We start from the raw sequence: 13,470 nt of genomic DNA on the forward strand, positions 1-13,470 counted from the left end.
CTCCTAACCTATAATTAAACTAATTGCTCTAACAAATAATCATAAAGGTATAATATTTTCTATTCCACTAACAATATCAACATTTAAAGCAGTACTAATCGTATCTGAAAAAATATGTCATAATAAACTATCTGTTGTAAAAAGAAATTGTCTTAATGGTTCAACTGGTAAAACTTTACCAACAACACCATAAAGTACTCATCTAAAAGCATTACGCAAATGACCAAAAACATCATATCAACTAACACGTTCATACTCAGGGTTAAAAGGACTATTTGGTGGGAATGGTGTTACTTTCTCACTTGAAAAAATATTAATTTGACCAAAATTTAACCGTGGTGACATATGTGAAAATGAATCACCATGAACATCAAAAAATACTGTTAAATGTCTTAAATTTGGAACACGAATAGGCATAGTAACAAAATTATATAAATCTTGCTGATAAATATCATTATCAACCTTACCTTTAAAAACATACTTTGTATCACCAACATTATCTAAAAAACTAAAAACAAAATTAGCAGTAAAAGTTTTAAAATATTCATATTCAAAATAAAACATAAAACCTTGAATATAAAAACTTAAAGGTTTATCAATTTCAAAATTTAACTGTGTTTGAAAATTTATAACTCTCCTATCATTATTAACAAAATTCAAACGATTAGTATTCTTTTCTGTAACATAATTATGATTAAACATAATACGTGAAAATTCATCCAATTGTTTTCTATTAAAAGTATAAACACCAGACCCCATATTTATCTCTTGTGACGGAACACCAATTGTATCACTATAATAAGAACATATATAAGTACCCTGATTACCAATAAATTCACCACTTACTAATTTTAAATCCGGCTGGTCAACATCAAAATAAGCAGAATTTCATGGAATTGTTGCTCAATCATTAAAATTATGATACTTAACATGTTTAACCATTTCTTTTGTAATATCATAATTAACAACATTAGGGTCATTTGAAGCAATTAAACTAGTTGGTGCTTGAACAGAAGTATTTACAACAAAAAATAATTTAGCAAATTTAAATCACATAATTATTTACCAAACAAACATCTTAAAACTCATCATAAACCATAAAATATAATAAATCCAATAAAAAACTGCGTTCCATAAACTACTAAATTTCATAAAATAGTAGTAAATTGGTCAACTGGACTTCCTATAAACATAGTTCAATAATCAACTATACATTGATGTATTTTATTGTAAATATCTCAAACACTCATATTTAACACCTACCCAAACAATGACCTAAAAATAAATTTAATACTACGATAAATAAAATTAAAAAATACACCTAATACCAACCAAAAAGTCAAATTAAACAAAATATAAACTTCATCAGTAATATTAGTTTGATTTAAAAATATACCAATATCATTACTAGAAAATATAAAAATTAAATGCAATATACTATTAACAAAATCACTCATAACTAATTACCTACAAACTTCCCTTTTTTATTTTCAACACCCTTAGCCTTATTTCTTAAACGTTTTCTTTCATGTTGTTTAGCAATTTGCTTACCAACAAATTTTGAACTACCTTTAATATTTTTGTAACTTTTCTTTACAGTACCCGATGTAGAAACTGGCTGAATATCAATATTTAAAAAAACTGACATAGCAAACTTTATTAAAAGAATAAAAACACCAAAAAGTACCCAAATTAAAACCTAAATCTGCCATTGGCAAATTTCAAAATGTCATAAAAATTTGTCCAAATAGTTCTAAAACTTTTGAAATAAAAGCAACACCCATAATAAACTACTCCTATATTATTTTTAATAATTTTAAAATTAATGAAAAAGTAAAAAGTACTAAAATAATTGCTAACAATGGTGCTGGCATTGAAACTATTTGTTGTGAACTATCACCAAAAATAAAACTTTTAATAACCAAAGACAAATTATGTAAACCAGAAAAATCAGTAATATAACTTTGTAAAATATTTTGCACAATATTATTTAAAGAAGGTAAAAGTTTACCTAATAAAGGAAAAACAAAAATTATTGCAAAAAATAATTTAATCATAACTATTACCTCCTAAAAACAACTTTAATTTTTTCTATCTAAATCCACGAATAATATGTCCAATAAATTCTTTAATAAATACTAAGACCATCATAAATATTGGAATTAATACCGGTCAATTTGTCATTATAAAATCACCCGCAAATACTCAATTAAAAACATAACTAAAAGATTCTAGTAATTTTTGACCAATACCTCCAATCATTTCTATTAAAGCACTTAACCCTTTTGGCATACTAATCACCTCCCTCCTCTAATTCTTTTCTTGCTCTTTCTTTACGTTTTTGTTCTTTACAATATCAACAATCTGGGTCAACTACATTGTGTTTTCTATGTTTAAATTTTCAAACTAACTTTTTAATAGTACCTTTAAAAGCCCAAGAAGTACCAAGCACAGCAATTATCACAACTATTCATTTAACCATTATTTTCTACCTCCTAAAAAACTATCAAAACTCATATTTTCATATAATCTTTGGTCAAAATTTCTTTTTGCCTTTTTCTTATGCAACTTTTGTCTTGACATATTTTTTCATTTATCTTTTTTCATAAAATTAATTCACTCCTTATAAAATAAATGTTCTTATAGTTTTATTTTGTTCATTATTTCTTAAATTTTCATTATTAATTTCTAATAATTTACTTTGAAATTCTAATGTTTGTTTTAATTCTTTTACTTGATTATTTAAATTTAGAAATTTTCTTTCTAATTTTTGTTTTTCATATCTTTTTCTTTCAACTTTTAAATCATTCTTTTTAATAAATTTATTTTCTTTTCTCTTAAAAACTCAATTTGTTATTTTATTTTTAATATTATTTCATGGAATACCAATATAACCCACAACAATACCAATTAAAATAGATACTGGTTTAATTGCAACAATTCCTAAAACTATAATGCTAGGAATTAATCCTAAAAATATACTAAATGTAATACATCCAGTTAATACCATAAATTTTAAAATTCATCACATATATATTTTCACTTTAAACACCACCTAGTGTATAAGCATAAGAATAATCCCAGTTTAAACTTGCTCTATCTAAATTAATCTCTGACATACTATCATCATTTAAATCAATATCAACCATACCGTCATCTGTACTTTGATAATGATTAACACTGCCATTAATTAATCTTGCTCTTTCATCAGTAAACACTTCTTGTAATTCTGTATTATTATGTGTATTTCCTAATGGCAACAGTAAAGTATTTATAATTTCACTTGCTCCGACAATAATCGTAGGAATAGCAAAATAATTATTAAAATTATTATTAATACCCATAGCAACACCACTACTAATCAAACAACCACCAGTACCCATATTTGCTATTTTACGTATAGTTTCAAATCTATTAGGTATTAACTCAGTTAAACCACTAATAACATTCGCTATACCAAAACTATTTAAAGATATATAAGTATCTCAATCTACAAAATAATTATCAACTACTGGTTTAGGTGTTGGTATTGGAGTAGGAATTGGTGGCTCAGTAGGGCAAGGTGGTCAAAAACAAGGTTCATCTCTTAATAAAAAAGTTGACTTATTTACATACTGAACAAACTTAGCATAATTAATTAAACCAATTGTTCCTAATCCTAAAAATATCTTTTTATAACTATTAATAACTTTATTTCTAGTAGTTGGTCTTTGATTAATATTCCATATATCAATTCCTAACTTTTTACTAAATAACAAAGAATTAATAGAACCTAAAATTGGGTCTTTTAAATATTGACCATAATAAGCACTAACTCCAACCATAGCACTTAATGGACTTAATCCAGTTCTTAATATTTTAGGTAAAGTATAATTACTAGTTTGTTCTAACTCATTAGGCATAAATAAAACTCCTTACTTTATATACTAATAAGGAGCATATTTATACTAATTAGAGTAAGGAGCAAAAATACACTAAAAAGTATATATATGCCCCTTATTTAATTTTTAATTTTCTTTTTGTTGTAATTGTTCTTTTTGTTTAACCAAAGCAATATTTAATATACAATTTGGACAATAATATTTCCCAGTATATAAATTTTGTAAAACTCTTTTAGGACAAATTACTTGGTCGCAAAGTTTGCATACATACATTGCTAAATGAAAATGTTGTTGACAAGCACAATTATTAATTTTTGACATAACTTAAATCCTTTAAATAATTATTTACCAATTACCCTATAATAAATAACTATTTAGTTTTTAAATTATGTATGTCAATTATTTTTGCTTCTCATGTTATTTCAACATCATAATAAGAACCAAGACTTAAATTCATTTTAGAAAGTTTAGTAAATAATTCACTATCATGTAAAACTCATTTATCCTTAGATTTTTCACCAGTTGATATTTTAATACCTTTATCAGTAACATAAAACGACGAAAAAATAAGTACATCATAATTTTTGGACTTACCACTTTTTTCATCTTTAATTACTTCATTACTTCTAATTTTTGTCAATTGACAAAGAAAATACATTTTATTAACCTCCTAGGAATTAGGTTATATTAATAACCAGATTAATAATGTGGGTAATTAACATTATTAATTATAATATAACATAAAAATTAAAATTTACAACAAAAAAACGCAAAAACATAAAGTTAAATTCCTAGGTAAAACCTTACATTTTTGCTATTAACCATTATATATACAAGTATTTTCTTTAAAAATCATATTAAGATTTAACAGTTTGAACTTTTTTTTCACGTTTATCACCATAAATTAAAGTTTTAAGCATAAAATGAAATGGAATTCAAATAATGGTCAAACATAAAAATATTGAAATACACATAATAACTCTTTTTAAAATATTCATTTAAGTACAACTCCTTTCTTAAATAAATATATCAAAAATAAAATTTTAAAAAACAATTAAAATATAATTTAATGTAAATGTAAAATTCTAGGTACACGCTTAATTGCATTCCTAAACCTAATACTATCAATTGAGATATATTCATCATAATCTTTAAAATTATCACCAAAAACAGTAGTATCAAAACTACCACCAAAAAGTATAGTACGACCCAAATTATCAATTTTCTTTTTAAAAAATTGTGTATGTAAAGCATTAATAGAAGCGTCAATTAAACGTTGATATAACATTATCTTTTGGCCTTTAACTACTTTTGGATTAGAACAATTACGAGAAAAAGCATAAGCACGAACACCTAAATCATACTGATTTTGAGATTTTATATCATTTTGCACTTTTACAACATATTTACTTAAATACTTAACTATATTTTCATTAGTACCTTTTTTAACAACTCTTACATCATTAAAACCAAATGGTCATCATTGTGGCAACATACTTTTATGTATTTTTCTATTAAATAATATATGAAAGTGAATAGCACCACGCTTTTGATATTCATAAACATACATATATTTTAACTCACCTAAATATTTAACACGTTTAGGGTTATTTCATCAACGCTTTAAACGTTTGAAGAATATAGCAATATCATGTTTTGCTTTATTAATATCTTGCATATTTTTAGCATAAGTTAAAGTAACAAAACTTAAAACTTTTGAATTATAAAAATTATGATACGCTTTATGTATTAATTTTGTTTTAGTACGAATAGTACTATTACGCAACTTTTTATTATTAATACCTAAATTTTTAATACCAATTTCATTACGCTTATTAGTTAATATAGCACTCATAGGTAAAATTATATTTTTAACATAAGCACCATAATAAACTTTTTTAATATAAAAATTTTCTTGCATATATAAAACTCCTAGGAATTAATTATAATTTTATATATTTTAATAACAAAATAATCATAACACAAAAAACAAAATAATTAATAAATTATCTTGCGGTGAATTATGTTACTTAATTCAATTAATATTATAACGCTATTTAAAAAAGAAATAGTAATTACAATTACTATTCTAACGATATCTTTCTACATAGTGACTAACTAAACCACGATAAATAAAAGGTATTGTTAATTGCATAATTGGATAAGTAAACAAAAAAATATGAATAAAATTGTAAACTAATGAGTAAAAAAGAGGATTAAATCCTGATCAAATATTTTTACTTCCGTCAGCATTAGTAATTTGTGATCAAATAAAATATCCTGCTATTGTTTGTCAAAAATAAATAATTAAACAAACTAAAAAACAATGTAAAAAATAATTAATATAAGTAAAAATTGATTTATCAGCTTTTAAATTAAAACGTAATAATGAAATAATAGCGGGCGTTGTCATTGGCAAAAAATAATCTAATAAATAACTTCAAGCATTAATAACATAACCACCACCAATAAATAATAATGACATTAAAGCACTAATCATACCCGTTAATCATCCACCTGCAAAGCCAATAATATAACTAATAACCATTAAAGGTATATATTTAATAGCAATACCGCCGCCGTATGGCATTTTTGGTAATAAATTTTGTTCAATAAAAGCACAAGCAATATTTACACCAGTAAATAAACCAATAATTGTATAATCAATAACTAATCATCGTTTAATACCAAATGCAAATTTAAAATTAGTTCATCATCTTGTTTTTAAAATGGCAAAAGTTTCTTCTTTTTGTCATTGATAATGTTTAATTCAATTAAAAATTAATGCAATGGGATTGATACTAAAAATTGATAGTAATGTAACAATAACAATATTTTTATGCATATCTTCTATTTTAACTGTTCATGTAATAACAGATAATAAAATTGATGAAATTAATAATAAACAAAGAATTAATATTAAATAAATTTTACTGCTATAAAATTGTCAACCAATAATAGTAGTAACTTTAAAAAAGTGATTAATACTACTAGCAGGTAAAATACTAATAATAACTGTTAATGTTAAAAGAGTAATTAAACTAAAAATGGCTGATGCTTTAATTAACATTCCTACCCCCAGTTTGCTTTTAATTTTATTATAATTGATAGTTGTTAATAGTTGTTCTTTAAACATAATAAAATGATAACTCCTTTAATTTATCTTACATAACAAAAAGGAGTTATCATTTTTTAAAATATAAAAAATAAAGTCTCCCTCCGCTAGTACTAACTAGATCAGGTTATAGGGTATTTCTCAGGCAATGCCACCCCTGCTTTATATAATATATGCAAATTAATCCATATTTACTACTATTATAACATTCAAAATATTTTTTTAAATATAAAATATATTTTTTATGATTTTTAGTTTAAATTAAAATTTGTTCTATTTTTATTTGAAATTTATTTGAAAAAAAATAAAATATATTCACTTCTTAAAAATAAGAAGTTATTGGGAAAAAATAAAAAGGAGTTTTTTAAATATGAAAAAGATATCAACACTAATTACAACAACAATTTTAGCAATAGCAAGTACAAACAGTTTAAATACCTTATTTATCAATAACACAAATAATAAAATTAAAACAAGTATTAAAAATGAAAATAATAATTGAAAAATAAATGAAATTAAGTCTTTAACAACTGATAGAAATAGAAATATTTATGCACTTGCTAATAATACTGTTTATAAATGTTTAGCAGAACAAACAGAATTCGAAAAAATGATAGTACCTAAAGAATTTGCTAATGGTAAATTTATAAAAACTGATAAAGATAAAAATACTTATGTAGCAACTAATAATAATATTTATAAATGTCTTGCAACACAAACATATTTTCAACAAATGATAGTACCTAAAGAATTAGAAAATATTAGATTTTTAAAAATTAATGAGAGAGACGGAAATGTTTTTATAATAGCTAATAATAGTATTTATAAATGTTTAGCGGGAGAATGAGAATTTAAAAAAAATGACATTACCAACTAACATTAATTTTCTGAGTCACATAAGTATTGATAAATATGGAAATATTTATATCACTGCTAATAATAATCTTCATGTTCCTTTTGCAAATAGTATTTATAAGTGTTTAGAACATGACAACGAATTTAAACAATTAAATATAGATACAAATAAAGAAACATTACAAATTTCTCTTTTAACAACTGGTAAAGATGGACACATTTATGTAATTGCAAATAATAGTATTTATAAATATCCAGCAGAACAAACAGAATTTATAATAATAAGTGAACATTGAGGAGTACCTGTTAATGCTATTTTAGTAACAGATGAAAATGGAACTATCTATATTGCAGATAATAATAATATTTATAAGTATTCAGTAAAAGAAAAATACTTTAAGAAAATAAATAATTCAGCAATAGATGGAATAATCAAAAAAATAATAATAAGTAATAAAAATATTTATATAATAACTAATAATAACTCTGCAATAAATAAAGTTTATAAATTTGATTTTTTACAATCAAATTTTATTGAAATGAAAGTGATTGATAATGATACATATGATGTTAGTAATATTACTTTTGATAGTAATAAAAATATTTATGTTTTAACTATTAATGGCATTTATAAATGTCCAACAAAACAAACAGAATTTAAAAAAATGACAAAAATATGATGAAAAACAACAGAATTTCATTTTAATAACAGAAGACTAACTGATATAAGTTATTGAAAATAGACTAGAAATAATTCATTTATCCATACATTTGAATGAAATACAGAATATGGTTTACCAATTGATTATCAATATATTACTTTTTTTAATGAAAATGGTACAGAAGATTATGTAGATTCATCTTATAGCTGAGGCGATACAGGATATCCAACTATTAACATTAATCAAGTTGTTAAAAATCTAAATTTTCAAAAATATTTAATAAATGCAAAAGTAACAAAAAATGGACCTATTAACCCAGCAAATTTTTGTAATATTATCATATGTAATAATAAAGAAAATTTCTTACTTGCCAGTTTATTAATAACTATTAAATTAGGGTTAACTTTTTATGAAGAAAATGGAAAATGATTTTTTCAAATCATCATTGCTCATTATGGTGAAACATGAGGATCTGAAAGTGGAGGACAAATTAAAACAATTTTAGGGAACGGTTTTCGATTATACTCATAATTTATTTTTTAAAGCTGAGTTATACTTGTAAGTGCAAGTAAATAAAATTGCAAAAAATTCTCATATAAAAATTTCATAATGCTAAATTTAGTTTAGAAAAAAGTAAGGAGTTTTTATATGAGTTATAAACATCTTGGCATAGATGAAAGGATTTATATTGAGAATCAATTGAAATTTAAATTTAAAATTAGTGAAATAGCTAAAAATCTTAATCGAAGTATTAGTACTATTATTCGAGAAATTAATAGAAATAAAGATAATAATCATTATTTTTCATTAATTGCACAAAATAAAGCTGAAAATCGAAAACAATCACATATTAGTTTTCATAAGTTTAAAAATAAGAATTTAGTAAAATATGTACAACAAAAATTACTATTAGGTTGATCACCTGAACAAATTTATGGCAGAATTAAAAATTTTCATAAAGAGTGAGTTATTAGTTTTAAAACAATTTATACTTGAATTTATTTTGGAATGCTTGATAAAGTTACTAGTAAAAATTTAAGAAGAAAAGGTAAAAAACGAAAATCTAAAGAAAATCGTGGCAAGTTTAATGGTAAATCAATTAAAGAACGAGATATAAATGTTAATGATCGTATAACACTTGGTCATTGAGAAGGAGATACTATAGTATCATCACGAGGTAAAAGCAAATCATGTTTAATAACTTTAGTTGAAAGAGTATCACGATTTACTTTAGCAATATTAGTTAAAAACAGAACTACTAAAGTTATTAATAAAAATGTTAGTTATTATTTATCAATTCTTCCTAAAAACATTGTTAAAACTATTACTTTTGATCGTGGCAAAGAATTTTCAAATTGACAACAACTTGAAAAAAATTTAGATATAAAAATTTATTTTGCCAATCCATATTCACCTTGACAAAGAGGTACTAATGAAAATACTAATGGTTTAATTAGAGAAAAATTTCCTAAAAAATTTATTTTTTCAAAAACTAATAAAAATGAAGTTCATAAATTTATATTGTCTTTAAACCAAAGACCAAGAAAAATACTAAATTATCTTTCACCAATCGAATATTTGGATAGAAAAATAATTTAGTTGCACTTACCTTTACAATTTAGCTAAATATTCATACTCCTTTAAAAATAAATTTAAAGGAGTATTTTAATAAACCTATTATTTCAAAATATTGTTAATATATAAAAATCTAATTATTTATAAAAAATAATTAGACTATAAATTAATAAAAATAAGTAAGTTATTATATTAAAACATTTTCAATTTTTGATTTAAATTTGAAACATTTTCCAAATATTTATTTTCTAATTGATTTATTACTTTAGTATTTAACTTATCACTTTGTTTTAAATAGTTTTGTTGAGATGCAACTTCTGATAATAGTTCTAAATTTTCAAATTTATTTTGATTATCTAATCATGCTTTAACTTTATCAAAATAATTAATTGGTTGTTCATCAATAACATATTTTCTTATATTTTTAGGCATTGTATATTTTCACTCCTTTGTTATTTTATAATTCATTACATACTTTTATAAAAATTAATCAAATCATTTAAATAGTTTTCAAGTTAAATAATAAATGCCACAACTAATAAGATTTAAGGCAATAAATATACCTACTAAAATACCAACAACAGCACCAGCACCAATACTTGAAACTAATCCTTCACCAATAAGACTAGCTAAAAAGTAAGTTAAAATAATTAATGGCGCAACAATTAATAAACTAGTAAATAAACTAACAATTGCTTGTCCAGTACGACTTTTAATAATAACTGACATTAGCAAAGCAATACTAGTAATAGTAATAGAAAAAAATAATGTAAATAAAATAATAATTAATAATTGTCAATTAAAAATGGAACTAATCATTCCAGATAAAGGAACAACATAACCAATAATAATAATACCAATAAAAATAATAATATCAGAAATTAAAACTAAAGCTAAATTAAATATTGATGTTATAATAATAAACTTGGTTTTGCTAATTCTTGTTAAACCAATGCGGCGATAAACTACGCTTTGTTTTAAATCTAGTAAAATAGCTAAAAAAGTTTGAATTGAAAAGGAAGCAGTTTGTGTCAATCAAATAATCAGCAAAATAAATCGTCCAATATTTTTACCAGCAGGTGATGATAATATTTGATTATTTCCACCAATTGATGCACCAATAAAAATCAATGGTGAAACGAAAACTGAAAAAATAATAATTGAACGATTACGTTTTAAATAACTTCAAAATAAATTAAGAAGAGATCAATCATTATTTTTGTTTTTTAAGGTGTTTTTTTCAAGACTTAGCTCATTTTTCATTATTTTCCCCTCCTAATCTTTTTAATAACGCTTCGCTATCATACATACCTATTTTATATTCTTTAAATTTAGTTTTAACATATTCTTCAATACTTCCATATTCTTTAACAACAGTTTTAACATCATTTATACTAATAATTAAACCTTCAAACATGAAAATAATTTGTTGACAAAAACGTTCAATTTCTTGCATATTATGTGAAACAATCAATACTGAAAGATTAGGTTTAATAAAAACTTCTTTTTCTAATAATTCATAAATTCGCTCACGTACCTCTAAATCTAATCCCGTAGCTAATTCATCTAAAATTAATAAATCTGGTTCAACAATTAATGCTAATAAAATATTAATTTTTTGTTGTTGACCGCCCGATAAAGTAATAATAGGTTTATTAATAAATGCTTCAGCGTCCAAATAGTACAATAACTTTTGAATGTCTTCAACAGACTTATTTAAACGATAAGCTCTCATATAATATTGGGCCATATCTCAACCAGTTAGACCACGAGGAAATTTAGTTTCTTGTAATTGCATTCCTATTTTTAAATCAGGTTTAATATTAATAGTACCTGTTGTTGGTTTACGAAGTTGGGAAATCATTTCACATAATGTTGTTTTTCCAGTACCATTGGGGCCAACAATACCAATTTTGGCACCAATAGCAATATTCAGACTAACATTTTTAATGACTTCATTACTATCATAGTTTTTACTGACATTAATGATTTCAACATTATTTTTTTTATCTTTAATCATAATTACTTCCTTCCTATAACTTTATAATTTTATCATAATTACTACATAAATATTACTTGTTTTTTAAGTTATAAAAATTAAAATATTATATAATATATTGTAAACTTTATTAGGTTTTTACTCATTATTTTCATAAAAAGTAAATGAGTTTTTATTTTTAAAAGGAGAAAATTATGAAAAAAAATGCACAAAAAAAGAAATAAAAAAATTAAAAAAAGAGAAAAAAGAATTAGAAAAAAGTTTGAATCCATTTAACAAAAATTTTAGTCTTAATAATAAAGAAAAGATATTGAAAGAAATTGCTTTAATCAATGAAAAAATTGTTAACTTAAAACAAAAATTATTAGTAGATTATGAAGAACATTTAGATGAAATTGAAAATGGAAATCTAGAATTTAATTTTAACCTTCAACAGTTAAATAATGAAGATCAATATTTAAAAGATAGTACTTTTCTAATAACTAATGATGATATAAATAGTATAAATTCAGAAGAATTAATTAATATGCAATATGGTAAAAAATGTTGTCCACCATGCACAATTTTTTAATTTTAAATATTTTTATATAAAAATATAAAAAAAATATTAATAACAACACTTTTACTATTTATAATTTAATTTTTCAATTATAAAATTAAAATAATATATAATATAAAAACAAACTTGATCAAAGTTTTAACCCATTACTTTATTTTAAAAGTAAAGGGTTTTTTTATTTTTTAAAAGAGGAGACATTAAAAAATGGATATTAATGATTTAGAAAGAGAAGTTAACTTTATAGCAAATAATTATCATATTATTAATCTTTATTTACATTTTCCGATTGAAACTTATAGTAAAGATTACAATGATATTTTTGACTTTTGAGAAAATAATAAAAAAAATACTCAAAATCATTATCAATTTTTAAATAAAAAAATAAAAACTTTAGAATCCTTAAAAAAATTAGAAAATAATTTTATAAATTCAATAAATAACCTATCAAAAAAAATTAGAAAATAATTTTATAAATTCAATAAATAACCTATCAAAAAAATTAAATAATAAAAAAATAAATAAAAAAATAAATAAAATAATGAAAATACTTACTATTGGATTATTTAATTGAAATAAAAAAATAGAAACAAAAATAACTATTTTAACAAAAATTAAAGAAATTAAACAACAAAATTTAGTAAAAATAAATGAACTAATATTACGAATTAACAAAAAAAATATAATTAAAAGTGTAAATTCGGAAATTAATTTTTCTGTAACAAATAAAAGCAAATCAAATTTATCACAAATATAAAAAAATTTTATATAAAAAAAGTAAATACTTGTTTTTAGTATTTACTTTTTTAAAGTTATAGTTATTAATA

The 13,470-nt window shown here is 22.4% G+C and carries 24 protein-coding genes and 1 riboswitch; of the genes, 6 read left to right on the forward strand and 18 right to left on the reverse strand.

Going from position 1 to position 13,470, the window contains the following annotated elements:
* Positions 1-3: 3 nt before the first annotated feature.
* From AACL05_RS04515 to AACL05_RS04585, 15 genes are all read right to left on the reverse strand, one after another.
* Positions 4-1,056 carry a hypothetical protein gene (locus tag AACL05_RS04515; RefSeq protein WP_338960148.1) on the reverse strand — a complete coding sequence of 351 codons (1,053 nt, stop codon included), beginning with the start codon at positions 1,054-1,056 and terminating at the stop codon, positions 4-6.
* Between the two features lie 2 nt (positions 1,057-1,058).
* A complete protein-coding gene (locus tag AACL05_RS04520; RefSeq protein WP_338956933.1) occupies positions 1,059-1,250 on the reverse strand; it encodes a hypothetical protein in 192 nt (63 codons plus the stop codon).
* A 9-nt stretch (positions 1,251-1,259) separates the two neighbouring features.
* Positions 1,260-1,457 (reverse strand): hypothetical protein, encoded by a 198-nt coding sequence (locus AACL05_RS04525; protein ID WP_338960152.1) that lies wholly within the window; start codon positions 1,455-1,457, stop codon positions 1,260-1,262.
* Positions 1,458-1,459: 2 nt separating this feature from the next.
* Positions 1,460-1,648, reverse strand: coding sequence for a hypothetical protein (locus AACL05_RS04530; RefSeq protein WP_338960154.1), 189 nt, complete (start codon positions 1,646-1,648; stop codon positions 1,460-1,462).
* A 148-nt stretch (positions 1,649-1,796) separates the two neighbouring features.
* Entirely contained in the window at positions 1,797-2,057 is a 261-nt protein-coding gene (locus AACL05_RS04535) for a hypothetical protein (RefSeq protein WP_338956747.1), read from the reverse strand.
* 34 nt (positions 2,058-2,091) lie between these two features.
* On the reverse strand, positions 2,092-2,292 hold the full coding sequence (locus AACL05_RS04540) for a hypothetical protein (protein ID WP_338960156.1): 201 nt from the start codon (positions 2,290-2,292) through the stop codon (positions 2,092-2,094).
* Position 2,293: 1 nt separating this feature from the next.
* The gene (locus AACL05_RS04545; protein ID WP_338960158.1) at positions 2,294-2,482 is read right to left on the reverse strand and encodes a hypothetical protein; all 189 of its coding nucleotides are present in this window, start codon (positions 2,480-2,482) and stop codon (positions 2,294-2,296) included.
* Entirely contained in the window at positions 2,482-2,607 is a 126-nt protein-coding gene (locus AACL05_RS04550) for a hypothetical protein (RefSeq protein WP_338960160.1), read from the reverse strand. The genes AACL05_RS04545 and AACL05_RS04550 overlap by 1 nt, the downstream gene beginning before the upstream one ends.
* A gap of 16 nt (positions 2,608-2,623) precedes the next feature.
* The gene (locus tag AACL05_RS04555) at positions 2,624-3,043 is read right to left on the reverse strand and encodes a hypothetical protein (RefSeq protein WP_338960162.1); all 420 of its coding nucleotides are present in this window, start codon (positions 3,041-3,043) and stop codon (positions 2,624-2,626) included.
* Between the two features lies 1 nt (position 3,044).
* Positions 3,045-3,902 carry a hypothetical protein gene (locus AACL05_RS04560; RefSeq protein ID WP_338960163.1) on the reverse strand — a complete coding sequence of 286 codons (858 nt, stop codon included), beginning with the start codon at positions 3,900-3,902 and terminating at the stop codon, positions 3,045-3,047.
* 105 nt (positions 3,903-4,007) lie between these two features.
* Positions 4,008-4,202, reverse strand: a complete 195-nt coding sequence (locus AACL05_RS04565; protein ID WP_281749008.1) for a hypothetical protein — start codon at positions 4,200-4,202, stop codon at positions 4,008-4,010.
* A 49-nt stretch (positions 4,203-4,251) separates the two neighbouring features.
* A complete protein-coding gene (locus AACL05_RS04570; protein WP_338960164.1) occupies positions 4,252-4,539 on the reverse strand; it encodes a hypothetical protein in 288 nt (95 codons plus the stop codon).
* A gap of 199 nt (positions 4,540-4,738) precedes the next feature.
* The gene (locus AACL05_RS04575) at positions 4,739-4,879 is read right to left on the reverse strand and encodes a hypothetical protein (protein ID WP_338960166.1); all 141 of its coding nucleotides are present in this window, start codon (positions 4,877-4,879) and stop codon (positions 4,739-4,741) included.
* 68 nt (positions 4,880-4,947) lie between these two features.
* Positions 4,948-5,802 carry a rolling circle replication-associated protein gene (locus AACL05_RS04580; protein ID WP_338985770.1) on the reverse strand — a complete coding sequence of 285 codons (855 nt, stop codon included), beginning with the start codon at positions 5,800-5,802 and terminating at the stop codon, positions 4,948-4,950.
* Positions 5,803-5,970: 168 nt separating this feature from the next.
* Complete coding sequence (locus tag AACL05_RS04585) at positions 5,971-7,017, reverse strand: energy-coupled thiamine transporter ThiT (RefSeq protein WP_338960170.1); 1,047 nt, start codon at positions 7,015-7,017, stop codon at positions 5,971-5,973.
* A gap of 60 nt (positions 7,018-7,077) precedes the next feature.
* Positions 7,078-7,165, reverse strand: a riboswitch (TPP riboswitch).
* Positions 7,166-7,366: 201 nt separating this feature from the next.
* On the opposite strand from AACL05_RS04585, the gene AACL05_RS04590 reads away from it, so the two are divergent.
* The 3 genes from AACL05_RS04590 (at position 7,367) to AACL05_RS04600 (ending at position 10,112) form a co-directional block, all read left to right on the forward strand.
* Positions 7,367-7,873 carry a hypothetical protein gene (locus tag AACL05_RS04590; protein WP_338985772.1) on the forward strand — a complete coding sequence of 169 codons (507 nt, stop codon included), beginning with the start codon at positions 7,367-7,369 and terminating at the stop codon, positions 7,871-7,873.
* A complete protein-coding gene (locus AACL05_RS04595) occupies positions 7,857-8,594 on the forward strand; it encodes a hypothetical protein (RefSeq protein WP_338960175.1) in 738 nt (245 codons plus the stop codon). The genes AACL05_RS04590 and AACL05_RS04595 overlap by 17 nt, the downstream gene beginning before the upstream one ends.
* A 567-nt stretch (positions 8,595-9,161) precedes the next feature.
* Positions 9,162-10,112, forward strand: a complete 951-nt coding sequence (locus AACL05_RS04600; RefSeq protein WP_338960236.1) for an IS30 family transposase — start codon at positions 9,162-9,164, stop codon at positions 10,110-10,112.
* Between the two features lie 168 nt (positions 10,113-10,280).
* Here AACL05_RS04600 and AACL05_RS04605 read toward each other — a convergent pair whose 3' ends face one another.
* Genes AACL05_RS04605 through AACL05_RS04615 form a run of 3 tightly spaced genes read right to left on the reverse strand, consistent with a single transcriptional unit; the run spans position 10,281 to position 12,108 of the window.
* Complete coding sequence (locus tag AACL05_RS04605; RefSeq protein ID WP_338960177.1) at positions 10,281-10,520, reverse strand: hypothetical protein; 240 nt, start codon at positions 10,518-10,520, stop codon at positions 10,281-10,283.
* A 54-nt stretch (positions 10,521-10,574) separates the two neighbouring features.
* A complete protein-coding gene (locus tag AACL05_RS04610; RefSeq protein WP_338960179.1) occupies positions 10,575-11,351 on the reverse strand; it encodes a hypothetical protein in 777 nt (258 codons plus the stop codon).
* Complete coding sequence (locus AACL05_RS04615; protein WP_338960181.1) at positions 11,302-12,108, reverse strand: ABC transporter ATP-binding protein; 807 nt, start codon at positions 12,106-12,108, stop codon at positions 11,302-11,304. The genes AACL05_RS04610 and AACL05_RS04615 overlap by 50 nt, the downstream gene beginning before the upstream one ends.
* A 241-nt stretch (positions 12,109-12,349) precedes the next feature.
* On the opposite strand from AACL05_RS04615, the gene AACL05_RS04620 reads away from it, so the two are divergent.
* The 3 genes from AACL05_RS04620 (at position 12,350) to AACL05_RS04630 (ending at position 13,400) form a co-directional block, all read left to right on the forward strand.
* Positions 12,350-12,658, forward strand: coding sequence for a hypothetical protein (locus AACL05_RS04620; protein WP_338985774.1), 309 nt, complete (start codon positions 12,350-12,352; stop codon positions 12,656-12,658).
* A 192-nt stretch (positions 12,659-12,850) separates the two neighbouring features.
* Positions 12,851-13,111 (forward strand): hypothetical protein, encoded by a 261-nt coding sequence (locus AACL05_RS04625; RefSeq protein ID WP_338960185.1) that lies wholly within the window; start codon positions 12,851-12,853, stop codon positions 13,109-13,111.
* A gap of 73 nt (positions 13,112-13,184) precedes the next feature.
* The gene (locus AACL05_RS04630; protein WP_338960186.1) at positions 13,185-13,400 is read left to right on the forward strand and encodes a hypothetical protein; all 216 of its coding nucleotides are present in this window, start codon (positions 13,185-13,187) and stop codon (positions 13,398-13,400) included.
* Positions 13,401-13,470 lie beyond the last annotated feature (70 nt).

Source organism: Spiroplasma endosymbiont of Thecophora atra (assembly GCF_964019735.1).
GTDB classification, from domain to species: Bacteria; Bacillota_I; Bacilli_A; order Mycoplasmatales; family VBWQ01; genus Spiroplasma_E; species Spiroplasma_E ixodetis_A.